The organism is Gilliamella sp. W8136 (assembly GCF_016101285.1).
GTDB classification, from domain to species: Bacteria; Pseudomonadota; Gammaproteobacteria; order Enterobacterales; family Orbaceae; genus Gilliamella; species Gilliamella apicola_N.
Genome location: NZ_JACFQU010000014.1, coordinates 55,074 through 81,217, shown reverse-complemented (window position 1 = coordinate 81,217; position 26,144 = coordinate 55,074). Strand labels below are relative to the sequence as shown.

At 33.3% G+C, this 26,144-nt stretch carries 20 protein-coding genes and 1 pseudogene; 14 read left to right on the top strand and 7 right to left on the bottom strand.

What is annotated here, in order from left to right; translation table 11 throughout:
* The first annotated feature begins 67 nt into the window (after positions 1–67).
* The 4 genes from flgM (at position 68) to flhA (ending at position 4,214) form a co-directional block, all read left to right on the top strand.
* Positions 68–367, top strand: coding sequence for a flagellar biosynthesis anti-sigma factor FlgM (gene flgM / locus H3T96_RS10490; RefSeq protein ID WP_039126494.1), 300 nt, complete (start codon positions 68–70; stop codon positions 365–367).
* 22 nt (positions 368–389) lie between these two features.
* A complete protein-coding gene (locus tag H3T96_RS10485; RefSeq protein WP_039126497.1) occupies positions 390–824 on the top strand; it encodes a flagella synthesis protein FlgN in 435 nt (144 codons plus the stop codon).
* Positions 825–975: 151 nt separating this feature from the next.
* Complete coding sequence (flhB, locus tag H3T96_RS10480) at positions 976–2,106, top strand: flagellar biosynthesis protein FlhB (RefSeq protein ID WP_039126500.1); 1,131 nt, start codon at positions 976–978, stop codon at positions 2,104–2,106.
* Between the two features lie 17 nt (positions 2,107–2,123).
* Positions 2,124–4,214: a flagellar biosynthesis protein FlhA gene (flhA, locus tag H3T96_RS10475; RefSeq protein ID WP_144092482.1), complete on the top strand. Its 2,091-nt coding sequence runs from the start codon at positions 2,124–2,126 to the stop codon at positions 4,212–4,214.
* A 49-nt stretch (positions 4,215–4,263) separates the two neighbouring features.
* On the opposite strand, the gene H3T96_RS10470 is transcribed toward flhA, so the two are convergent.
* The 3 genes from H3T96_RS10470 to H3T96_RS10460 form a co-directional block, all read right to left on the bottom strand.
* Positions 4,264–5,646 (bottom strand): NCS1 family transporter, encoded by a 1,383-nt coding sequence (locus tag H3T96_RS10470; RefSeq protein WP_039126506.1) that lies wholly within the window; start codon positions 5,644–5,646, stop codon positions 4,264–4,266.
* A gap of 47 nt (positions 5,647–5,693) precedes the next feature.
* On the bottom strand, positions 5,694–7,061 hold the full coding sequence (gene allB, locus H3T96_RS10465) for an allantoinase AllB (protein WP_144092484.1): 1,368 nt from the start codon (positions 7,059–7,061) through the stop codon (positions 5,694–5,696).
* Between the two features lie 340 nt (positions 7,062–7,401).
* Complete coding sequence (locus tag H3T96_RS10460) at positions 7,402–8,037, bottom strand: NAD(P)-dependent oxidoreductase (RefSeq protein WP_039126513.1); 636 nt, start codon at positions 8,035–8,037, stop codon at positions 7,402–7,404.
* 189 nt (positions 8,038–8,226) lie between these two features.
* Between H3T96_RS10460 and H3T96_RS10455 the strand changes: the two genes are divergently transcribed.
* The gene (locus H3T96_RS10455) at positions 8,227–8,571 is read left to right on the top strand and encodes a helix-turn-helix domain-containing protein (protein ID WP_086325988.1); all 345 of its coding nucleotides are present in this window, start codon (positions 8,227–8,229) and stop codon (positions 8,569–8,571) included.
* A gap of 64 nt (positions 8,572–8,635) precedes the next feature.
* Here the strand turns inward: H3T96_RS10455 and H3T96_RS10450 are convergent, their stop codons facing one another.
* Positions 8,636–8,830, bottom strand: a complete 195-nt coding sequence (locus H3T96_RS10450; protein WP_144092486.1) for a hypothetical protein — start codon at positions 8,828–8,830, stop codon at positions 8,636–8,638.
* A 634-nt stretch (positions 8,831–9,464) separates the two neighbouring features.
* Here H3T96_RS10450 and treR point away from each other — a divergent pair.
* From treR to treC, 5 genes are all read left to right on the top strand, one after another.
* The gene (gene treR, locus H3T96_RS10445) at positions 9,465–10,433 is read left to right on the top strand and encodes a trehalose operon repressor TreR (RefSeq protein WP_144092488.1); all 969 of its coding nucleotides are present in this window, start codon (positions 9,465–9,467) and stop codon (positions 10,431–10,433) included.
* Positions 10,434–11,052: 619 nt separating this feature from the next.
* Positions 11,053–13,440: an AAA family ATPase gene (locus tag H3T96_RS14770; protein WP_144092490.1), complete on the top strand. Its 2,388-nt coding sequence runs from the start codon at positions 11,053–11,055 to the stop codon at positions 13,438–13,440.
* Between the two features lie 5 nt (positions 13,441–13,445).
* Positions 13,446–14,528: a hypothetical protein gene (locus H3T96_RS10435; RefSeq protein ID WP_144092492.1), complete on the top strand. Its 1,083-nt coding sequence runs from the start codon at positions 13,446–13,448 to the stop codon at positions 14,526–14,528.
* 381 nt (positions 14,529–14,909) lie between these two features.
* Entirely contained in the window at positions 14,910–16,337 is a 1,428-nt protein-coding gene (gene treB / locus H3T96_RS10430; protein WP_144092494.1) for a PTS trehalose transporter subunit IIBC, read from the top strand.
* 75 nt (positions 16,338–16,412) lie between these two features.
* A complete protein-coding gene (treC, locus tag H3T96_RS10425) occupies positions 16,413–18,083 on the top strand; it encodes an alpha,alpha-phosphotrehalase (RefSeq protein WP_144092496.1) in 1,671 nt (556 codons plus the stop codon).
* Between the two features lie 240 nt (positions 18,084–18,323).
* Here treC and H3T96_RS10420 read toward each other — a convergent pair whose 3' ends face one another.
* Positions 18,324–19,028, bottom strand: coding sequence for a hypothetical protein (locus H3T96_RS10420; protein ID WP_039126532.1), 705 nt, complete (start codon positions 19,026–19,028; stop codon positions 18,324–18,326).
* 425 nt (positions 19,029–19,453) lie between these two features.
* On the opposite strand from H3T96_RS10420, the gene H3T96_RS10415 reads away from it, so the two are divergent.
* The 4 genes from H3T96_RS10415 to H3T96_RS10400 all read left to right on the top strand — a co-directional run bounded on the left by H3T96_RS10415 (position 19,454) and on the right by H3T96_RS10400 (position 21,731).
* On the top strand, positions 19,454–19,678 hold the full coding sequence (locus tag H3T96_RS10415; RefSeq protein ID WP_144092497.1) for a hypothetical protein: 225 nt from the start codon (positions 19,454–19,456) through the stop codon (positions 19,676–19,678).
* Positions 19,665–20,090, top strand: a complete 426-nt coding sequence (locus tag H3T96_RS10410; protein WP_144092499.1) for a hypothetical protein — start codon at positions 19,665–19,667, stop codon at positions 20,088–20,090. The genes H3T96_RS10415 and H3T96_RS10410 overlap by 14 nt, the downstream gene beginning before the upstream one ends.
* 329 nt (positions 20,091–20,419) lie before the next feature.
* Entirely contained in the window at positions 20,420–20,719 is a 300-nt protein-coding gene (locus H3T96_RS10405; RefSeq protein WP_144092501.1) for a hypothetical protein, read from the top strand.
* Positions 20,720–20,735: 16 nt separating this feature from the next.
* Entirely contained in the window at positions 20,736–21,731 is a 996-nt protein-coding gene (locus H3T96_RS10400) for a hypothetical protein (RefSeq protein ID WP_198248648.1), read from the top strand.
* Positions 21,732–21,958: 227 nt separating this feature from the next.
* Here H3T96_RS10400 and H3T96_RS15080 read toward each other — a convergent pair.
* Positions 21,959–24,437, bottom strand: a pseudogene (locus H3T96_RS15080) (DNA cytosine methyltransferase).
* A 307-nt stretch (positions 24,438–24,744) separates the two neighbouring features.
* Positions 24,745–25,977, bottom strand: a complete 1,233-nt coding sequence (locus tag H3T96_RS10385; protein ID WP_370545732.1) for an RtcB family protein — start codon at positions 25,975–25,977, stop codon at positions 24,745–24,747.
* Positions 25,978–26,144: the final 167 nt, after the last annotated feature.

Below are 26,144 nucleotides of genomic sequence, written 5' to 3'. Positions count from 1 at the left end.
TTCTATTATTGCCGATAATAGGACTAAACAAATTATATAAAAACGTAAATATGATTAAAGGTACTTTATGAGCATTGATGCAACAAAATCTATTACCGCCATATCAGGACTTATTAGTCGTGATGCAATTACTGAGCAACAAAAAAATCAGACAGCGGTAATACCTGCCCAAAATGATACCAAAGTAAGTGCTAATGTGAACCTATCACAAAATGCAAGGACGCTATTACGCACGACCAGCAATGATATTGACGTAAAAAAAATAGAAAAAATAAAACAAGCCATTGCCGATGGTTCATTAGTGATTGATTCACAAAAAATTGCTAAAGAACTCATTGAGCAAATACTACAAAACATTGAAAAATAATGAAAATTTAAGGAATGCAAACATGTTAGAATTAGAGGATATTTTAAATAACGTAACAAAAATGTTACAAACTCTCTCTGAAATTCTGCAAACAGAACAACAAATACTAATTGATAATAAGTTAATCAATCAATTACCTGATATTATCGATAGAAAAAGTCAGTTACTTATTGAGTTAAAATTATTGGATGAGAAACGAGTTAAATTAAGCCAAAAACTGAATATGCAACCACCTTATAGTGAAAATCCAACGGTTGCTGCTCAATGGCAATCAATTACCGATACCACCAAGTTATTGGCAAACATTAATCGTGATAATGGTTTGATTATTGAAAATCGTATGAACATGACAGAACAATCAATTAATTATCTTAAAAATTTAAATAATCCAGCAGTTTATACAAATAATGGCTATCAGCAAACCGAAGTTATTTCATCTAAAAGAGCGAAAGTTTAAAATTAGAAGAAACAAACTATTGATATTGAAAACCATTAAACGAGATAAATACCCCATAAATCATCGCCTTTTCAAAGCAATAATTCTTAAGTAATAAGTTCATACTGTTAACATGCAAAAACGCGTTTAACAGTATAATTTTATTTTCGCCATGGCTAATGATAGTGATCTAGATAAAAGCGAACAACCCACGGATAGCAAAATAAAAAAGGCTAAGGAAAAGGGGCAAATACCACGATCTCGAGAATTAACTTCGCTGTTTATTCTGTTAATCGGTATTTCACTACTTTTAGTAATCGGACCTTATACCATTAATCAATTGATCACCATTATAAAAATGGCGATCAAAGTATCACACTCACCAAAAGATGACTCATTAACCATTTTATATTTAGTTAATTTGGTTACAGCGGGTATTTGGTCTATTGTGCCCATTCTCATAGGGTTGGCCATTACAGCCATATTTGCTCCCCTTGCTATCGGGGGATTACTTTTTAGCCTGCAATCAATTAAACCAAATTTTTCAAAACTTAACCCTATTGCTGGGTTTGGTCGGCTATTTAGCATTAGAATTTTTTCGGAACTACTTAAAAGCGTACTTAAAGTTATATTGATTGCAACAACGGTTGCCCTATTTTTGTTGCATTATTTTCCAAATATACTTTCCTTGCCCAATATGTATTTAAATAATGCATTAACCAATGCAATACAGTTAATCATTATTTGTGGAATATTAAGTGTATTATCTTTAATACCAATGGTGGGATTTGATATTTTTTATCAAATTTGGAGTAATTTAAAAAAATTAAAAATGTCCAAACAAGAGATAAAAGATGAGTTTAAAGAACAAGAAGGTGATCCGCAAATAAAAGGACGCATTCGACAAATGCAACAAGCGATAGCCAGACGTCGAATGATGAAAGATGTCACAAAAGCCAATGTTATCGTAACTAATCCAACCCACTACGCCGTTGCCCTGCAATATGATGAAAAAATCATGGCAGCACCAAAATTATTGGCGAAAGGTACGGACAAAATTGCGCAACGTATTAAAGAAATAGCAAGCGAACATAATATTCCTTTATTAGAAGCACCGCCATTAGCTCGTGCTTTATATCATCATGGTGAAATTGGCGAAACGATTCCAACCGAGCTCTATACTGCTGTCGCACAAATTTTAGCTTGGGTATATCAGTTAAAACGTTGGCATAAATATGGTGGTGACAAGCCATTAGCGCCGAATAATTTACCTGTACCTGAATCGCTATCCAAAAATAAATAACAGTAATTACTAATTTTATGATTAAATCAAAGCTACAGACATTATTATCATTTAATAATTTAAAAAACGGTCAATATCAAATTTTAGCAGGGCCAATACTCATATTATTGATTCTGTCGATGATGGTATTACCTTTGCCAGCATTTATTTTAGATCTCTTTTTTACATTTAATATTGCCTTATCCATTATTATTTTAATTGTAGCTTTATTCACTAAAAGAGTACTTGATTTTGCGGCATTTCCAACGGTTTTATTATTTGCTACTTTATTGCGCTTATCGCTTAATGTTGCCTCGACGCGAGTAGTATTATTAAAAGGTCATACGGGGAGTGATGCCGCAGGGCGAGTGATTGAAGCGTTCGGCCATTTTTTAGTTGGCGGAAATTTTGCAATTGGTATCGTGGTCTTTATTATTCTGGTCATCATTAACTTCATGGTTATTACCAAAGGTGCGGGGCGAATTGCTGAAGTGGGCGCTCGCTTTGCATTAGATGGTATGCCGGGTAAACAAATGGCCATTGATGCGGATCTTAATGCTGGATTAATCGGTGAAGATGAAGCTAAAGCACGAAGAGCAGAAGTGACCCAAGAAGCCGACTTTTACGGCTCAATGGATGGTGCCAGTAAATTTGTTCGTGGTGATGCTATTGCGGGTTTGCTCATTATGGCAATTACCATTATTGGTGGCTTATTAGTCGGTGTTATGCAACATGGCATGACCTTTGCTGATGCAAGCCACACTTATGTGTTATTAACAATTGGTGATGGCTTAGTTGCACAAATCCCATCATTAATTATTTCAACCGCAGCAGGTGTTATTGTGACTCGAGTCAGCTCACAAGATAGCATCAGTGAGCAAATGCTTAACCAGCTATTTAATAGCCCTAAAGTATTAATTTTAACAGCGGTTGTAATTGGTTTACTTGGATTGATTCCGGGCATGCCCAATATTGTATTTTTAATGTTCACAGGTTTTTTAACCGTACTGGCATGGTGGCTAAACAAACATAAAAGTGCTGAACCGCAAAACACCACAAAAGCCACAGAGATGCCCGCTACCGCACCAGCAAATTTAGAGGCAACGTGGTCAGATGTAAATATTGAAGATATTTTAGCTATGGAAGTCGGATACGGACTTATCCCAATGGTCGATCAAACACAGAATGGCGAATTATTAGGTAAAATTCGTAGTTTACGCAAAAAATTTGCTCAAACACTCGGCTTTTTACCGCCTCAAGTGCATATTCGCGATAATCTTTCATTAGCGCCTTATCAATATAAAATCTTTATCAAAGGCGGTGAGATTGGCAAAGGTGAAATTGTTAATAACAAATGGTTAGCCATTAATCCCGGTAATGTAACTGAAACCATTAAAGGCACACCAACTACCGAACCTGCTTTTGGATTACCTGCTATTTGGATCGATAAAAATGATAAAGAAAATGCGCAGATATTAGGTTATACCGTTGTTGATACCAGTACCATGATTGCAACGCACTTTAATCACTTGTTACAACAATTTGCGAGCGATTTACTTGGTCGATTAGAAACGCAAGAACTACTCGATCGAATTAAGCAAGAAGTACCGAAACTTGTTGAAGATTTTATTCCGGGCGTTATAACCTTAACAACGTTTCATAAAATATTGCAAAATTTGATTGCTGAAAAAGTCTCTATTCGTGATATGCGCACCATTATAGAAACCATTTGTGAACACGCACCCAATCAGAATGATGCTTACCAATTACTTAGCATGATCAGAATTGCTTTAGGACGTGTTATCACACAACAATGGTTTTCTGATAGTGAGCAAATCAATGTGATCTGTTTAAATATCAATTTAGAACGATTGTTATTGCAAACGCTACAAAATACCAGTAACTTCGAGCCCGGGTTAGCAGAACATCTCATTCAACAACTACAACAAGCTCTTCATCAACAAGAAGCAATTGGTGCTCCGCCTGTTTTATTGGTTAATCACTCATTACGAGCAATGCTTGCACAATTTTTAAGACCTAATTTTCCTCAATTAGCGGTATTGTCAAATTTAGAAATTCCGAATAATCGAGAGATCAAAGTAACCTGTCAAATTGGCAGCGAAACGTAATATAAAATAGGACATTTAAAGAGCAGTTTTGCTTGCCATTTTAAACTCTCTATCTCTTTTCAAAGATCGTCCCTTTTTTGAAAAGAGATTGCTTAAACGCGTATTTGGTTAATAAGATATAACTTATTCCACCAACAAAAAAACCGACAACCCACGATAAACTTACTTCATAAAATGCCGCTGCAGAACCAATCAGCATCGCTAAAATAGCAGCAGGGTTATAACCTGCAAACTGGCCTTTATTATCGTATAAGGCATTTATATTAATTTGTTGACGACGTAATAGATAATATTCCACCAATAATATCGCAACAATGGGGCCCAAAAATGCGGAGTAAATGAGAATAAATAACCCTAATCCTTGTGCTGATGTATCTTGCACTAAAATCCAAGGGAAAGAAGCGATCGCTAATAACCCGGTAATGGTTACCGCCAATTTATAATTGGCTTTAGTTAACAGAGTAATCACATAGGCTGGAGGAATAATGTTAGCGACAATATTTACCGCAATAGTTCCTAACACAATAAAAGTTGATACGACCAGAGTGATATAGGCATTATCGACCACAATTGCAAAGGCTTTTACGGGATTTGAGTTACCTGTGACAGATGCCAACATCACCCCAATCGTAATAATAAATCCATAAGCAATAAAAATCGGTAGAAAATAGAGTAATCCTCGTTTACGATTGCTAAAGCCTGATTTAAGTTCTCGAGAATAATCGGCCGCACTAAGAAAAATTGCGGCATAGTTGCCTAAAAACATCATAATAAAGCCATAAAAAGGCAGTCCCCAAGTTCCTTCAGGTTTTACCCATTTATCTATAATAATAGCTTGATGATTATTGAGTAATAGAATAAAGACATAAATTAATGCACAAAGAATCACCACTGAAATTAAGGTTTCAACCCACTTTATGGCATGAAATCCATAGAGCGAGAGGGCGATTTGGAAAAACTGCAAAACAAGAAAACAGATAAATACCTGATTAAATTCGCCATTAGACAATATTTTGATAATCTCATTAAGTGCTGTAGCACCAATCCAGCTTTGAAAGCCATACCAGACAATAGCAGGAATACCACGCAGCAACGATGAGATAATAGCTCCTTTTATTCCAAATGACATACGCAGTTGCACGACATAAGGAATTCCAGTGCGATACCCTAACCGATCATTAAAGACAAAAATTGTGGTAATAATTAATATTGCTATGAATGTTGCAACGAAAGTTTGAAAAATATTCATCGTAGCAACGCCCGCGACGACCAAACTTGCACCTAAAGTCATATTACCCAAATTCATACCATCACCGATCCACATAAACGCATAGGTAAAACAATTCATGGTTCGATCTTTGTTGTCTTTAGGTAGTAATGATCTGTCAATGGTTAGTGAATCAGATGATGACTGCTTTGTGTGATTTTTCATAATCCTATCCCTTAATTACCTAAATTTTTTTTATTATGTTTTTATGATTAACGGCGAATAAATGTCCCTCTTGGCGTTAAATCAATACCAGAATCAATCTGATAAATGGTCTTTCCTCGTAACAATGTTTGAATGACTTGTGCACCAATTTGCCTACCCACATAAGGACTAAATTTATTGCGATATTCAAGATCTTGTTCTTTTAATACATAGTGTGAACGAGGTTTTATAAAGATGAGATCGGCATCTTTACCAACTTGAATTGATCCTTTGGTGGGTAAGTTGTATCGTTCGGCGGGATTTTTGGCGATGATATCGGCAAACTGCTTTAATGACATCCCACGTTTTTGTACCGCTTCATCAAAAAAGATATCCACATTATTTTGAACACCAGAAATTCCGCCCCAAGCATCAAACGCATTGGTTTTATTTTTTAAGTCATAAGTACAAGGTGAATGGTCAGATACGGCGGTAATAATGTGTCCAGCAAAAAGGTATTTCCATAATCCGTCTTGAGCTTGCTGATCGCGGATTGGCGGTGAACATTTCGCAATAGGTCCAATCGCATCTAATTGATCGGTAGTGAAATAGAGGTAATGGATACACGTTTCACACGTCACATTCACGCCTTCTTGACGAGCTTTGATCACCTCCTCAACCCCTTCGGGGCAAGCCACATGGCAAATGTGAATCGGGCAACCCGTTTGCTTAGCAAAAAAGATGGCTCGACGAATGGCTTCGACTTCAGTAAATACCGGACGAGTTGCTACATATTGTGATAATTTGCTTTCCCCTCGTGCTTTGGCTTGTTGCCCTAATATATCTGTAATGGCAGCATTTTCTGCATGGATGGCTAACACTTTACCTGTCTTAGCAATTTGGCGCATCCCTTCCCACAATGCATAATCATTTACATTAGCAAAATCACCGTCAAGATTTGGATCGCCACAGGTCGCCATAAAACATTTAAAGGCTGCAACCCCTTGTGCCATTTGTTCGGCAATACCATTATTGGTTAAATTATAAGGAACCAAGCCACCATAAGAAGCAACATCGACATAAAGTTTTCCGTCTCCAGCAGCATATTTTTGACGAAGTGTTTCACCGCTCGTTGTGGCAGGAAGTTGATTAAGTGGCATTTCAACAAAGGTGGTAACCCCCCCTTTTGCACATGCTTTGGTTCCTGTGACATAGCCTTCCCATTCATGACGAACGCCACCAGATTCACTAATATGCACATGAACATCGACCATACCAGGACTAACAATTAAACCTTGAGCATCAATAGTTTGATCGGCTTGCCCCAAATCAGGACCAACAGCTGCAATTTTGCCGTTTTTTATGGCAATGTCGGTATGTGTTTCACCAGATTCGAGAATGACTATTCCATTTTTTATGATTAAATCGTATTGCATAACAGTTTTCCCTAATTAAATAACAATAAATCAGAAACAGTACAATTAATACAATTATGAAAGATTAATAAGAATATGAATGCAATTAACATGCCAATGAATCAAGTATTAAGCATCACGATTACGGCTTGATAATTCCAATGAGTGATGCACTAAAATGATCCAACGACGGGGAGCAATATTATTCTTTGCTACATTTTTGGAAATTAGAATAAGATTGGATATTAGAATAGATAAAAGTCATCAAAAACTTTTGATATGTGCGGATTAAATTAATCGCCTTACATATAACATAGCGATTTGATTATAGACTATCTTAATGTAAGGCTTAAAAAATAGATTATTCAGCAACAACCGTAAAACGTTGTTTAGTATGTTTAGCATTTTCAGCTTCATCAACCATAGCGATGGCATAATCAGCATAGCTAATTTGGCTTTTACCTTGACTGTTAACCATAAACTGCTCACCACCAGCGGTATAATGACCGGTTCTTGCACCATCAGCAACAAATTCAATCGCTGGGCTTAAGTATGTCCAGTTAACATTGTCACATTTTTTAAGTTCATCTAACGCTTTTGCCATATTCGTTGCTAACGGTTTAAACTCTTCTGGGAATTCAGGAGTATCAACTAAACGAACAGAAAGTTCTGGATTAACATATAAACTACCTGCACCACCAACAACTAATAATCGGTTAGGTTTACCGCTTAAAATATCAGTAAGATGTTTTAAACTTGTTTGATGTAAAGGCAGTGAATCAAGCGTCCAAGTAGCAAAAGCATCGACAATAACATCAAAAGGTTTTAAATCATCATAGGTTAAATCAAACAGATCTTTAACCAACACATCAGCTTTAGGATCAACTTTAGCATCGGCTTTACGGACAATTGCAGTGACTGCATGACCACGGCTAAGCGCTTCTTTAACGATTAATGAACCTGATTTACCATTTGCACCAATTACAGCTATTTTCATTATTTACTCCTGTCATATTATTTAAGCTAGTATTCAATTTGATTCTAATATTGTCTTATAAACAAAAAAGTCTTTTGCTTAGTGAATGTTTTTAGATTAATATTCAAAGTATCTATTGTAAAGTAGGTACCACTGTGTAACATAGTATCCATTAAGATACTATTATTGAATTTAAAGGAATTATTAGTAATGTCATTAAATGAAAAATTACCACCTTGCCCTGTTGAAACGACATTAATGTTAATGGGTGACAAATGGAAAGTCCTAATTGTTCGAGATTTACTCACTGGCACAAAACGCTTTGGTGAATTAAAAAAATCACTAAACGGTATATCACAAAAAGTCCTCACTTCACATTTACGCATTATGGAAAAAAATGGCTTAATCACCCGCAAAGTGTATCCTCAAGTGCCACCTAAAGTGGAATATACCTTAACTGAGGTTGGACAGAGCCTTAAGCAAGTACATGATGCGATGTTAGATTGGGGAAGTGTCTATAAATTAAAATATAGTGCGAGAACTAGCATAGCTTAATCTAAATTAGAAAAGGGTATATTTGCCCTTTTTTAAATAAATATGATTATCTATCCAATATTTGTCACCCAAAATAAAACTGATTTGGATTTGGATTTAGCTCTGGCATTAGATTTTTATCACGACCAATAATTATCGTATTTGCAAAAGGGTCTTCTATCGTTGGCAATGCGGTTTCTTTATAATATTCACCAATTAGGGTATCTTTTAAGTTATTTGGAATAATTTTGGTATCGATAGACTTGGCAAGTTCATCCATATTACCTTTAGCTATAGCTAAAAAGAGTGAGCCACTATTTCCCCAATATTTAATTCATGACTTTGACTGGTTGTGTAAAGTAATACTCTAAATAAATAAGCCCATCTTCATCTAAATTTTTGACAGTGAAATTATGCCGTTTTAGCTTTTGTACTATCTCTATCTCTATCTCTATCTCTGGCTCTCTACCATTAATAGCATCGGCTAAAGATAATCAAGTATTTTCAAATTGAGATTCTATGGTGTGAACTTTTTTCATAGCTGACACTGATGTTGATAAATTTAAGGTAAACAGCATGCTAGCTACAAATAAAAATGGCCATTGCATTTTTTACTTTTAATAACCTAAATAACGTTGATCAATACTGATTCATTGAGCAAATCTAATTTTTTAAATGATAGCTGCCAAAAGAATAATTAATTTCAGTATGAAAAATTCTAATGTAATAATTAAAAATATTGTTAGAAACCACATTGAGTGTTTTAATTAAAAATGATATACAACAATATATTAATCTTATTTTCTGTATGAGGAATGAAGTCGTTTTTGCAAACACTTAATAGACGTCAATATCGCTATTTTCTTCAATCTATATTACTATGATTTAATTGATTTTCGTATAATGATGTGATTATGAATGAGTTTTCTAACCATTTAACCATTAAAGATATTGCCAAATTGAGTGGCGTGAGCAAGTCAACTGTTTCACGGGTTATTAATCATGATCCTATGGTTAAAGAGACCACCCGTAATAAAGTAATGGCTATCGTTGAGCAGTATCAATTTACGCCATCTAAGTCGGCAAGAGCAATGCGAGGTTATGGAAACAAAGTGATAGGCATTGTTGTTACTCGCCTTGATTCGATGTCAGAAAATCAAGCTGTCCGCACAATGTTACCTATCTTATACCAGTCTGGCTACGATCCTATTATCATTGAAAGTCAATTCAGCGTTGATAAAGTTGAAGAACATTTAACCATGTTAAAAGAGAAGCAAGCAGATGGCGTAATTATTTTTGCTTTTACCGGGCTTGAGCCTTCATTATTATCATTTTGGAAAAGTAAAAGTGTCATAATGGCAAGGTCGTATCCTGATTTTACCTGTGTTTGCTATGATGATATTGGAGCAGTTACGACGTTACTCAAATATTTACACCAATCAAAGCACCATCAAAAAATCGGTTTTATTGGTATTGAGCAACATGACCAAACAACTGGTGCACTACGTTATCAAGCTTATATGGATTATTGCCAGCAAAATCAAATCAGCCCAAATGCCTATTTAGGCAATTTAAGTTATCGTTCTGGCTATGAACTCGCACAATCAATTTTATCACACGCCCCCACAGCCATAATTTGTGCCACTGATGCCATCGCATTGGGCTTGAACAAATATTTACACCAGAATCGATTAGAACATATTACTGTGGCGAGCATTGGCAATAGTGAGCTACTTAATTTTCTTTTTCCTAATACGCTGACGGTTGAGCTTGGTTTTGATAAAGCTGGTACCTATGCAGCTAAAGAATTACTCTGTATGTTACAAAATAGCGCATTAGCTAAAACCATAACCGTGCCATCCAGATTAATTTTTCAAGAATAAAATAATTCATTAAAAGTCTTTATGTTAAATAAAAATTTGTGAGTTCAATCACAAATAGGGAACGTTCCCATTTATTATTCATCAAATTCAATTTATGCTTAATAGATATTAAAAAATAGCCAAACTATTGATAGAGCAAAAGCTAATGTTCTAATTAGAAATTATTATTAAATTTAAAGGAAGTATTAGTCATGTCATTAAATGAAAAATTACTACCTTTCCCTGTCGAAACGACATTAATGTTAATGGGCGGCAAATGGAAAGTCCTTACTGCACATTTCCGCATTATGAAAAAAATGGCTTAATCATACTCAAAGTGTTTTTCCTAGTGCTACCTAAAATGGAATATACCTTAACTGAGATTGGAGAGAGCCTAAAACAAGTATATGATGCGATGTTAGATAAGGAGAAAGTTATTAACATCAAACAGTTAATTGATGAAATTATAATTACGATTTATTATTGTAATTATACAAATTCAATATGCAATAAAATTAACTATAAAGATTAAAATGTCATCACAAATAATAAAAATAAATTATATAAAGTTAAATTAACTATTTTAGTAGAATAATTTTCTATTAGCTAATTACCAAATAAATGGATATAAGGAATCAAATTGGGCGGAGTAAATACATATTGGTTTTTAAGTGCTAAATTTAGTGGTGGCTTGGATCAAACAGAACGATTTATTAAGATGGGTATTTGGGAAAATGGCTATGAAAATAAGTTTCTAAATATAGTCCGTTCTATTTCTGTTGGTGATCAAGTTGCTATCAAATCTACTTATAATTTAAAAAACAATTTACCTTTTAATAATAAAGGACAGCCTGTGTCCGTTATGGAAATTAAAGCCATTGGCATAGTAACTAAAAACCACCAAGACGGTAAATTATTAGAAATTGACTGGCAACAAACTAATTTAAATAAAAAATGGTACTTTTATACCAATATAGCATCTATTTGGCGTGTTAAAGATGATTTTTGGTTATCGAAACAGTTAATTGATTTTACTTTTTATGATAAACCACAAGACATAGATTATTTTCGCAATGCACCCTATTGGAAATCACGTTATGGAGATGAAAGTAATAATCAATTTTTTAGATGGATACCATTTTATGAAGAAATCGCTGATAAGCTCTCAGTTTATCATGATAAGAAAAAACGCCTTAAATTAATCTCATTTGTTAATAAACTGGCTACAGAATTTAATTTATCTTATTTACTCAATAAAGAATTAAAAGATATTTGCCCTTTCACTATTTTAGGTACTTTTAATCGAAATATTAAAGAATCCACTAGAAAAAAAATAGCAAAAAAATGGGCTACATTTCTAGATGTAAAAGAATCTATACCTAACTCTTTCGAGGGTATCCCATTGTTAAATAATCAGCTTTCTTGTTTTTTTTCTAATTCTGAAAATCAGCAGAAAGAAATTAATGATTTATGGGATTTTTATGTTGTTGCATTAAATTTTTCAAATGCCAATGAGAGTTATCAAGAGCAATTTAAACAACAATTTGATAATGTTATAGCTCAACCCTGTTGTTCTTGGCAATTAACCAATGGATTATTTTGGATTCGTCCTAATGCTTACGCGGTATTAGACAAAATATCTAAAATCTATTTATCTGATGATTTAGGCTTCATTAAAAATAAAAATCTAAGTAAAAGTTATTTTAATGGAGAGGATTATCTTAACTTACTCAATGATTTGTCAGTTCGATTTAAAGAAATTTATTTTCCTGCTCACTCTTTTCCAGAACTATATTTAACAGCTTTGCGTAAATATGAAAGCTATGTAACCAATGATGAAGAACTTTTATCTAATAATCAATGGCAAGTTGTTGTATTGCAGTTTATAAAAGAATTATGTCAAAAAAATGGAACAAATATATTTACCAGACAAGATCTACTCAATAATTACATCGAACAATTTGAAGAAAAATTTCCAAATAATAAAACCATAGGTGAATCTTTAAGCAATACTCTACAAAGGCTAAGAGAAAAAAATAATTTGTCTTTTTTGGAAAAAGGTAAATATCAATTATTAAATAATGATTTCGAAGAAGATGAAGATATTGATAATGAAAATATAATCGAACAATCAATTGTTAAGGAAATTTATAACTTAGAAGATTTAATAAAAGAAGGTTGTTTTGTAGAAGAGGAACAATTATCTAAAATAATATCCAGTTTAAATCGAAAGAAAAGCATTATATTACAAGGACCACCTGGTACAGGTAAAACTTGGCTTGCTAAGCGTCTTGCTAATATTATTGTCGGCTATAAAAATTCAAATAATATTAAAGCAATACAATTTCATCCAAATATGTCTTATGAGGATTTTATTCGTGGTTATCGTCCTTCAGGTAATGGAAGATTAGCGCTTATAGATGGTCCATTTTTAGAGATGATCAACAAAGCAAGAAATGACTCTCAATCTAATTATGTAATGGTGATCGAAGAGATTAATCGAGGTAATCCAACCCAAATTTTAGGTGAAATGTTAACTTTACTTGAAGTTGATAAACGAACACCTACAGAAGCTTTAGAATTAACTTATCGACGAGAACATGAAAATGGTATTTTCATTCCTAATAATTTATATGTGATAGGAACGATGAATCTTGCTGATCGATCACTGGCAATGGTTGATTTTGCATTGCGTCGCCGTTTTGCCTTTTTTTATTTAGCACCTAACTTTGATGAGAAATGGTTGAATTATATGATTGATAAAACCAAACTTTCTCGCAAAAGTTTAGAAAAAATTAGACATGTAATGAATAATTTAAATCAATATATTGCAAAAGAAGAAATGTTAGGGAATGCATTTACTATCGGTCATAGTTATTTAACTTGTGATAGCGTGATACCTGATGCGATGTCATGGTATAAAGATATTATTGATTCAGAAATTAAACCTTTATTAGAAGAATATTGGTTTGATGATAGCAATAAGCTTGATACTGCTTTGAAAAAGTTATTTATTAAAAATTTATAAAAAATATGGATCTTAATCATTCATCTTATACAACCATTAATAAAATACCTATAACAAATATATGGTTACTTATACTTTATGCTTCAAGACTTTATAAGGAAATAGATAAACAACAAAGAATAGCATTGGAAAAAAACCCAGAGAAAATAATAGATCTTGTTGCAAAAATTTATTTTAAAGAGGTTAATAAACGATTTCGTTCTTCATTATCTAAAGGTTATAAACCATGTAAACAGAAGTTATCGAGAATTAGAGGAAAAATTGATACTTTAGTTACAGCAAGAAAATTATTATTAGAAAAGGGTAAAGTTCAATGCTTATATAACGATTTAACAAGCAATATACCTAAAAATCAATATATTCATGCTGCTGCTCATGTTTTATTAAATCAGTTAACTGAAAATGAGTTAATTTATCAATGTAAAAAAATTATAAATCGTTTTAATGAGTTCAAAATTGAACAATCAAAAAACTATAATTATAAAGAAGATTATTTTAATCGATCTAATCGTCAAGATATTTTATTAATTTCATTGGCAAACCTTATATTTAGTTTATCTATTCCCACTGAATTATCAGGTAACTATATATTTAAAAAAATCGATAAAACAGATGCATGGTTAAGAAATTTGTTTGAAAAAGCAATTGTTGGTTTTTGTCATGTCAATTTTGATTCCTCTAAATACACGATATTATCGAATAAAAAATTCAAATGGCCATGCACACAGTCAACAGCAAATATTGAAAAATTTATGCCTGATATGATAACTGATTTAATTATTGAAAATACAAAGAAAAATTATCGATTAATTGTTGATACAAAATGTACCTCAATTTTTTCGAAAAAAAGCCACTCATTTAAAACATCTCATCTTTATCAGCTTTATGCTTATGTAAGAAGCCAAGAACAAATTAATGATCCATTATCTTTATCGGCATCAGGAATGTTACTCTATCCAACTGTAAACAAATCAATAAATGAACAGGTGACAATTCAAGAACATAAATTAATTTTTTGTACTATTGATTTAACTCAAAATGCTAACTCCATTAAAAAAAATTTATTTTCTCTATTTTCTAATCTATAGCCAAGCTAAAGTACAATCTTCTTATTTAAGATTGATGTTGCAAAATCGACAAGAATGCCACTTAACTGTCATTGATATCAATCAAGATGTTGCTCCAAAAAATATCTTTCAGAATTTAGCTGAAATAATCAAACCTTATCTGTCGAAGGTGAATATATTGATTTTATTCTAGCAAATGCGTCTTTTGGTCAGCAAGCTATTAACTGAATAACATAATCCGTTAAAATTCTTTAAGTTAAATAAAAATTTGTGAGTTTAATCACAAATAGGGAACGTTCCCATTTATTATTAATCAAATTCAATTTATGCTTAATAGATATTAAAAAATAGCCAAACTATTGATAGAGCAAAAGCTAATGTTCTAATAACAAGGAGACTTTTATGGCTAAAGATTCAAAAAACCTAACCGAAGCGATAACAAAACTTATCGATTTAATAGGAGGAAAAGAGAATGTTGCCAGTGTTACCCACTGTTTAACACGATTACGGTTTGCTTTGGTCGATCCCAAAGCAGCGAATGTGGATGCCATTGAAGAACTCCCTTTTGTGAAAGGTTGTTTTAACAATGCTGGGCAATTTCAAGTCATTATTGGTACCAACGTTGATAGCTATTACAAATCGTTAATTCAGCAATTAAATTTAGATGAGGCAAGCAAAGAACAAACAAAAGTTGCGGCTAAAAAGAATATGTCTTTCTTTGAAAGATTTATTTCTAATCTTGCTGAGATATTTGTACCACTATTACCAGCGCTAATTGCTGGCGGTTTATTGCTTGGATTGCGTAACATTATTGGTGAAATGCCAACCATTGATGATAAGCCTCTTATTCAAACTTATGCTTGGTTAGTGCCTATCTATAATATTCTTTGGCTACCTTGTGAAGCTATTTTCCACTTCTTACCGGTAGCAATTTGCTGGTCTACGGTGAAAAAAATGGGTGGATCACCTATTTTAGGAATTGTATTAGGCATCACATTAGTTTCACCACAACTGATGAATGCTTATGATCTTGGTAGCAAAATACCTGAAGTCTGGGATTTTGGTTGGTTTAGCATCGAAAAGGTTGGTTATCAAGCGCAAGTGATCCCCTCTATTTTTGCTGGTTTAGCATTAGGCTGGATTGAAACCCGTTTACGCAAAATCGTACCTGATTATTTGACGTTAGTGATTGTGCCAATTGTTGCATTATTGCTTTCTGTCTTTTTAGCTCACTTCTTGTTAGGTCCTTTCGGTCGTATGTTAGGTAATGGTATCGCCTACATCGTTAAATATTTAATGACGGGTGATTATGCTTTCATTGGCTCGGCTATTTTTGGATTCTTCTATTCACCACTCGTGATTACAGGCATTCATCATACCACTTTAGCTATCGATATGCAGATGACTGAAAGTATAGGTGGAACACCGATTTGGCCGATTATCGCCTTATCCAATATTGCTCAAGCATCTGCTGTCGTGGGTATTATTTTAGTGAGTAAAAAACATAACGAACGGGAAGTTTCAGTTCCAGCGGCGATTTCCGCTTATTTAGGGGTAACTGAACCGGCAATGTATGGTATTAACTTACGCTATAAATTCCCGATGTTATGTGCCATGATTGGCGCGGCTTTGTCTGGATTGATTTGTGGTTTATTCGGGGTGTTATCTAATGGTATCGGTGTCGGTGGCTTACCGGGTATTTTATCAATAAAACCGATATATTGGTCAATTTATGCCTTAGCAATGCTTGTCGCGATTGTCGTGCCAATCTTGTTAACGGCAACCGTTTATAAAATAAAACTCAAAAAAGGCACATTAGATATTCGGTAATTATCCATTAAACGTTAACCGTTCTTACAACAGAACGGTTAAATAAAATCTTAAATTAACCATGAAGAGCAGACAATGAATAAAATTGATATCCCTTGGTGGCAAAACGGCACCATTTACCAAATCTATCCAAAAAGCTTTCAAGCCAGCCAAGACAGTTCTACAGGCGATCTGTTAGGTATCATCAGCCGATTAGATTATCTAAAAAAACTCGGCATTAGCGCAATTTGGTTAACGCCAATTTACCCATCACCACAAATTGATAATGGCTATGATGTTGCCGATTATTACGATATTGATCCAGCTTATGGCTCAATGGCGGATTTTGAGTTATTAGTCAAACAGGCGCATGAGCGCGGGATCCGCATTATGATGGATATGGTATTTAACCATACCTCGACCGAGCATCCATGGTTTAAATCAGCCTTAGATAAATCCAGCCCTTATCGCTCATTTTATATCTGGAAAGATGCTAAAGCCGATGGCAGTGAACCCAATAACTGGCGCTCCAAATTTGGCGGTAAAGCGTGGCAATGGCATGAACAATCAGGACAGTATTATTTACACTTATTTGCCAAAGAGCAGGCTGACCTTAATTGGGAAAATCCTCAAGTTCGCTTTGAAATTAAAAAAGTGTGTCAGTTTTGGTCAGATAAAGGCGTGGATGCCTTAAGGCTAGATGTGATTAATTTAGTCTCCAAACAGCAAGATTTTGCCGATGATAAAAACGGAGATGGTCGCTGCTTCTACACGGATGGACCTAAAATTCACGAATTCTTACAAGAAATGAGCCGTGATGCTTTTCAACCTAATGACCTTAAAACCGTGGGTGAAATGTCTTCTACCACGTTAGAAAACTGCTTAAAATATGCCTCGTTAGACGGAAAAGAGCTAACCATGACATTTAATTTTCACCATTTAAAAGTCGATTATCCAAATGGTTATAAATGGGGATTAGCCAAACCTGATCTGCTCGAGTTAAAAAATATTATGGGCGAATGGCAAAAAGGGATGCATGATAAAGCTTGGAATGCCATTTTCTGGTGTAATCACGACCAACCGCGAATTGTGTCGCGTTTAGGCAATGAAAGCCAATATCACAGAGAATCTGCCAAAATGCTTGCCATGTTGCTATATGGATTACAAGGTACGCCGTATCTTTATCAAGGTGAAGAGATCGGCATGACCAATCCGCATTTTAATAATATTGATCAATATCGTGATGTTGAAAGTCTAAATATCTACCACGAAAAAATAGCCGAAGGTATGGATGAAGCAGAAATTTTAGCAATATTAGCGAGCAAATCACGCGACAACAGCCGAACGCCAATGCAGTGGGATAATAGCTTAAATGCCGGTTTCACTAAGGGTCAACCATGGATCGAAGTGGCAAATAATTATCAACAAATCAATGTCAAAGCCGCACTTGAAGATCCCGATTCTATCTTTTATTGCTACCAAGCATTAATTAAATTACGCCAAGAACGCCCTATATTCATTTTTGGTGATTACCAAGATTTGACCGCAAATATTACCGATTATTGGTGCTATGTGCGTAGCTGGAATAATCAGAAATTATTGGTGATAGTGAACTTGACGGATAAACAGGTTAAATGGCCATTGCCAAAAGAGTTACTGGCACTTAAATGGCAACCACTGTTAAGTAATTATGCAAATAAAACCACACTTGCATCTGAAATAACATTAAGACCTTATGAAGCGATGTATCTATTAAAAAAGGAATGATTAACCAATCATCCAATTTTTAACAATAGAGAGTTATAAAAGCGTGATCGACAAAAGATCACGCTTTTTAATATCATTATTTTGCCAACATCCAACTGATAAAAATCAGTTCACATCTAACCCCACACTGTAAACACTCTTAAAAGTTAAATTTAGAATAGAATTCACAATGAAACGGTATAGACTCCTGAATATTTTTTACAAGCAGTATGAATCATTAACTCAATTTAAGCTAAAATGCTATCCGTCGGTTTTAACCTCTAACCATGTTTGACGGTAACGTTGGCGACGCTTGACTTGGCAGTAATTTGCCAATGCCGCAAATCCTTGATGCGCCATTAGCCAAATAAAGTAGAGTTGCCACTTAGCTGCAGTATCAACACTAATACCTAACTTCTGATGAATCGTTTTGCAAGATTCACCTTCCATCAATAGATCAATACAAGGCAACCACAAATGACAATGAGATAACTTATTAAGATGGTGTGCTTTTAATGGATTAAACGTACGTCGACATGATCGACACCGAAAATTAAGGCGGTGACCGATGCGAACGGTGTTCATCGATGTACAATGGGCACAAGGCATAACAGAGGTATTAAGTAGATCCGTGATCCATGACTTAAAGGCCTGAGCTTGTCGGATCACACCTTTAGGTACAGTCTTTTCAAGATTAAGTATTGTTTGATAAAGGGATGGTTCATGTAATGCGAGCAATTGCCTAATCACATTATTTCGCCTAAGTACAACTCGGGGCGAAAGACCAAGCTCATTGGCAATCAAACTATGAGGCTGAGCAATTAACGTCCATGGTGCAATGTCAATAAACAATGAAAAAGGCTTAAGGCGTTGGCATAACGGACTACTTGCAATTAATTCTGGTAACTGCCTCAAAAATCGATTAGCGACAGAATGCTGCTTAACAGGTAAAATTTCTCGATACATCGTTACCTCCTTATAACGGTACTAAGTCCTGTATAGATTTTATAAATAATAAAATCTAAAAAATGAACAGTTGGTGTTTTTTATACTAATATTTATGGGCTAATTTACCATTATCAAGCGATGGAATTAAATTAGAACCGTTTAACCAGTTTTTTCAAATAACAATTATTATGAAAATAACCTGATTATATGAAATAGACACTTAATTACTAGTAAAGCTAACTTACTTATTTTATTAATAAATTTTCACAAATTTAAGATTGTTTTTCTAAATCTGTTTCATATAATTATAATAAAACTGTTCAAATAAGCAACAAAGGTGTTGTGATGAGTAAGCAAATAGCGATTATTGGTGATATGACCACCACTGGAGGCAGAATTATTTCAGGCTCTGGGGACAGTTTTAATGCAAATCAAAGTATAGCTTGCATTGGCGATTATGCTTCACTCGCCAGCAAGCCATTAATATTGAACAACGAGTAATTAATGGAGATTATGAAACTCTTGTGTATGGTTTCTACTGTGCATGGGCTGTTTCATCAGTATTAGATGAATATGGATTAGAAGAGCTTTATCTTTTTCCTAGCTCTTTAGAAGATGCGGTTAAAGAAATTGAAGAAAAAAAAGGATTATCCAATGAAAACCATTAATCTATTTATCATAGTGTTGTTTAATTTTATCGGAGGATTACTGAGTTACTCGTGGTGTTATCGACTATTTATTAGAAAATACAGCACGCCAGAATTAAATTATTTAGTATTTTATGGTGTGTGTTATTTCTGCCTTATTCTTATTTCAATCTGGATATTAAATAAAATAAAAAAACCTTTTGGATTGATAAGTATCGGCGTAATTATTGGGATTGTCGTTACTTTTATCTCATGGATAGTTGCACATTTTATTTTAGGTATTTATCAAGGATTGGCTCTAAATATTAAGGTTTTTTTACCATATTTGTTTATAACTTCACTTATAACCCTGAATTTTATTATCTATCCAGTAATTTTATTATGTTGCCATTACTCGTTTTTATGGATTGAAAAAACAGTTGAAAAGACTTAAGAGAAAAATTAATCAATGAAAGCCATTAATCTATTTATTATAGTATTGTTTAATTTTATCGGAGGATTACTGAGTTACTCGTGGTGTTATCGATTATTTATCAGAAAATACAGCACGCCAGAATGGCTATATTTATTATTTTTGAAGTGTTATTTCAGTTCTATACTTATTTCATTCTTTATATTCAATAAAGTTAATCGACCTAGCGTATTATTAGCTTCAGACATTAAAAATACAAATCTTTTAAAATCAAATAAATAATTTTCATACTTATATAAAATCATATATAATTTAATCAACCTATTTGAATAATTGAAAATGGGATGGATATGCCATATTTCGATGAGAACAATTTAGAAAGGATGCCGTGGCATTGCTCTCTTAATGTAGATAAATATTTTACAGACCCAATTCGTGGCAAATACAATAAGTCAGATGAATATGTGATTACTTGGTCTGAAAACTACCTTTCATTCGAAAAATCTAATGCGCTCATTGAAGTCACTTTTAACAATCTAACACATCCCACCTTTTCAAATAAAGACAACAAAATGTCATCATTCAGGCATGTTACAGCAAACAAGACAAAAAATAATTGGGTTTGGAATGGTATAAAGAAGTTACTTTAAAATAGAACAATAAAATATGGCTAATGATAATTTATCTAATTATAGAATTAAAATAACACAAGAGATGTTTGACGCTGCCGTAAAAGAAGTGAAGCGAAGATCCCCAAATCTTAAACCTCATTTCTATTTAGACTATTTAAATGAAAACGCAAGGCAGGTTCTTGGTTTTTTAGGTGAGTTTTCTTGTGCTACCTACTTTGGCTATAACTGGAAAGATTACATAAGAGAGGATTATAAATTAGCTGATAAATATGATTTAATTTTTAAAGATAAATATGATAATTCAAAAGGTTATTATATTGATGTTAAAACCGAAACGCTACCTAGTTATGATCTTCTTAATAAAGTAATGAGTAAAAAAATTAATGATGACGAACCTTATGGAAGAAGATTAATTCATCAATATCAATTTGAAAATAACTTATCTAATTATGATTGGATTTTATTTGGATGTTTTTTAAGACCAAATGCACCCAACACAAATTGGAGTCCTGTTGGTGATTATTGGTATCTTATAGGAGGAATAGAAACAGAGAGAATAAAGCAATATAAAATTACAATCGAAACACCCTATGGCAAGTCATACACTGAACCATGTGTTAATGTGCATACATCATTACTACGCCGCAGGAAAAAAAATATGAATGTTACATTTGGGAAGAATTTACAGATTAACTGCTCTAATGAAACTTTTTATCAGTTTTTAGGATATTTAGCCAATCATCCTGATGACATAAATATCGTATATGAAAGAAACTCTGAACAAGGAGCTTGGGGAAATGAATCTCGAATACATTTTACAAGCGATACTGTTCGCAACTATTTTTTTCCTTTAGGTATTAAGGTTACAGCAGGTTTAAATAGCATTGATTCTAGATTAAATTGCAATGACTTGATTGACCATTTATATAAACTCGGGTTTCAAGCAGGAAGAAAACAGGACCTAGCCACCATCAGAAAAAATATCGAGGCTGATTATAGCCATTACTTTGATCAAGGAACATTAATGTAATATTACAAAGAGTTCATTCGATGTTATTTATGAACTCTTCAAATGAAATTTTACACCAGAAGATAATCAGCTATTTTTAAATCTTGATATAGATAAACATTGCTATAAAAGAGATCAATTTTTCGATTCTGAATACAATTTTCATCTACCCAGCTAGCATCGCCTCTTTTTTGACATGATAACTATTTTTTGAGTAAACAAATTTAGTATTATTTAAATTCATAACATTATTCTTTATAAATACCAAACCAATAACAGCTACACGCATCAATATTTAATGATCTTGTTTGATAATTTCGAGCAACGGCATAAAATTCTCTAAATTCATTACTAGAAAAAAATAATAACTGCTTTTTTGTTAACTGAAAATGATATTTTGGAATAAGAATTGCGACTGAACCGTTCACAATGTATCCCTTTTCTTTCTTCATAACTCTACAATTGTAAGTCATATTAGGTGTTAGATAGACAAAGTCATTATCAATAAATTTATTAACAGCCAATTTTTGTAAAACATCTTTATCAATAAAACAATCATAATTATCTTTATCAATAACTTCACAGCCATCATCACTAATATTTTGTGATCGAAGAACTCTGATAGATGATTGATTTTTTTGTGAAATCAAGATTGACTTGGTAATTTGCCTATCCCTAAAGACATCAAAAACACCTAAATCCATTTTATTTAAGATGGAATCAAAATGAGCGTTTCTATAAATAACCCAATAAGGAAGATTTTTATCAAAAATATAATTTTTATCTTGATTCAAGATTTGATTTTTTACTTTTGATTCAATGAAAACACACTTTTTTTGTTCTGAGTTCGATAAAATAATATTTATCGTTTCTATTAAAACGCCTTTAAACCCTTTTTCACCAAAATCAATTATCGAGTGAACATTCTTGGATAATATAAAATCTCTAAGCCCTGAGTATTCAGGAGTGTTTAAAAGATTTTTTGGCATTATCAAAGACACGGTATGAGCTATTTTAATGGATTTTTCTAAAAAACAACCAGCCAAATTCCTTAAATCTTGATTAGTTAGATTGTATTTTTCTATCTCTTTTTTTGAAATCCTTGTAAATGGAGGATTGCCTACTATTAAATCGACGTTATTAAGATCCAAAGACATAAAATCGGCGCATAAAAAATCGATTTCAAAATTAGATGGAGCTTTATCTTCATATAGCAAAGACAATATATCAATAATATCTTTATCAATATCAATTAGGGTTAACTTAACCTTTTTGTTTCTGTATTTTGCAAATAAATAAGGCAAAAAATTTCCTGCGCCAACAGAGGGTTCAATAATACTAATTTCATCCTTATCAGAAAAATTAGGTAACAAATCAATGATATCTTTAATGATAAAATCATTAGTATAATAAGCTGAATGGGTTTCCCTATTATTGTTCGCAAGCTCAATGATTCGAGAAAGAAAACCAAGCTCTAACCTCTCTTTTTCTCTTTTAACAAAATTTTTTAAGTTAGCGGCTTTGTATAAATTTTCTTTTTCTATAATAGAGATTATTTCACTATGATTAAGCATGATTAGCCAACTCTTTAGTAATCTTTTCAGCTATTTGCCTAAAGATTTCTGTTGGAACGGCCTCTCCAATACTTCGCCTAATGTTCATCTCTTCTTTCTTGGATAATTTTTGCTTTTCTTCAATAGAAAGAGTGTTTAGCTCACATAACTCTTTATCTATCCACTTAAAGGAATTAGGAATACTCATCATCCTCATTAATTCTCGAATAGAAAAAACGCGATCATCAACTGGGTGAATTGTATTTTGACTTGCTAATTGATCGTTTCGGGTATGAATACATGGCGCTACTTTACTAAATATTTGTCGAGTATATTTATCCCCATTTTTAGATTTATTTATAATTAATTTGCCATCTATAATTTGATGCGGTTTTTTATAATCATCTTCATTATCAAAAGCACTTTCTCCCTCTTTTAAATCTTTGATCCACTCTCTCATGTGTTCAGAATAAATGCGGAAGCTGTGGAAATAATCATTGGCATCATACTCGCCCCAATTTAAAGGATTCATTTTTCCTATCACATCAAATAAGGGCTTTTCTTCTCTATAGTCAGGATAGAGAACCTTAGGATCTATGCCTATTTCTTTCTTAACGCCAATAACTAATGTTCTTGTTCTTGATGAATTAGAACCATAGTTTTTAAAGTTTAAAATCTTATGTTCTATTTTATAAAACTGAGACAATTCATTTAAAACCATTGTACCTATCGGCTCAATGCTATCATTATAAATACAGCCAGTTTTCCAAAAAGCAGGGACATTTTCTAGAATGAAAAAAGAGGGTTTTACTTTTTTAATAATATCAACACTCTCATTAACTAAACTGTTTCTTTCTATTTCATTTTCTTTTTTCTTATGATTTGCAACACTCATTCCTTGGCATGGAGGCGTTGCAATCACCACATCAACCTCTTGCCCATTCGCTTTCCATTTGTTTATCTCATCAAACAGTTTTTCTTTTATATTATGATCTTTTATGTCGCCTAGAATATATCCAGAATCAAATTTACATTTTTTATTTATTTTTTGGATATTTAATCTTCTTTCAATTAATTCATTGGTTGCAATACATTCGAAATTTTCCATTTTAAAACCATAACAACCAACTCCAGAAGATGAAAAAAGACTTATGTATGTGTGTTTTTTAATCATAATTACTTCGCTAAAATAAAAACCCATTCTAACTTATTCTGATGTTTATTAGAAAGTGTTATATCTTAACCGTTAACAAAAATTGCAGACAATCTTAGCTATGTTTAATAAATTATGTTCAAGCATCTGGCTTACTTTATTTCCTGCTTTTTTCAGCATTAAGAGTATCTAAGTGAAAACATTTCGATTGGCTATAAGTAACATTGAATTGAATTGAATTTATTAGAAACAAGGTAATGATTGATATAATCAATCATTACTCTACTATTTTTATCATGACTATCGAGGATAAACTCCTCGATCGGATTTACCCTTTCACACACACCACTTGTCGTAGTTGATGCATAATTTCAACCAGTTCACTTTGAGCGGTCATCACTGCATCAATATCTTTATAGGCCATTGGGATTTCGTCGATCACATCAGCATCTTTCCGACATTCAACGTGCGCAGTGGCTTTCATTTGGTCTTCAATAGTGAACATTCTTTTGGCTGCAGATCGGCTCATCACTCGCCCTGCCCCATGAGAACAAGAGCAAAAACTCTCTTCATTCCCTAATCCGCGAACAATGTAGCTTTTCGCACCCATCGATCCAGGAATAATCCCTAATTCCCCTTTGCGTGCCGAAACCGCCCCTTTACGCGTTACAAACACATTTTGTCCAAAATGATGCTCTTTTTGCACATAGTTATGATGACAATTTACCGCTTGTATATGACTGGTAAATTCAATATTTAATGTATTTCTAATAGCCATAACAGTGTTATGCATCATAATTTCACGATTTAAACGAGCAAACTCTTGCGCCCAATTTACCGCCATAAGGTAATCATCAAAATGTTCAGTCCCTTCAACAAAGTAAGCTAGATCATTATTTGGTAAATATTTATCGATAAAGTAAGTTTCCATATCTTTTTTGGCTAGTTTAATAAAAAATTCACCGATAGCATTACCGACCCCACGTGAACCACTATGTAACATAATCCACACTTGTTGATTTTCATCTAAACACACTTCGATAAAGTGATTACCCGTTCCTAGTGTCCCTAAATGACAGTAATTATTTGTTTTTAAAAAACACGGATATTTTTCGGTTAATTTCTCAAATCCTGGTAAAAGTTGTTGCCAATATTGATCGACAATTGCTGGCGCATCTTGCCAACTTCCCTGATCTTGACCCATATTTTTAGGCGTTGAACCATGTGGCACGTTTTTTTCAATCGCTAAACGTAAAGGCGCGAGATCATCAGGTAAATCAGACGCAGTTAGTGATGTTTGCACAGCCATCATTCCACAACCAATATCCACCCCAACGGCTGCTGGAATAACAGCGCCCAGAGTAGGAATAACACTCCCGATTGTTGATCCTTTACCCACATGAACATCAGGCATTACGGCAATGTGTTTAAATATAAATGGCAATTGTGCTGTTTTTAGTAATTGTTCTTTGGCTCCTTGCTCGACTGGCACGCCTTTAGTCCACATTTTTACTGGTCTTGAATTTTCATTTTTTATTACTTCATATTGAATCATTTTTATCTTCCTTTTAAATCTGGGTAAAATGCACTCCGCCAGTGGTAATATCTTTATATTGGTTAGATCACACTAAACCATGTAACCGTTTATCCGTTCGTTTATGACCAAAATTCTATTGCTACATTGCGCTATGAGCGCTTTAGTGCTGCTATCTTTTATCACCACAAAGT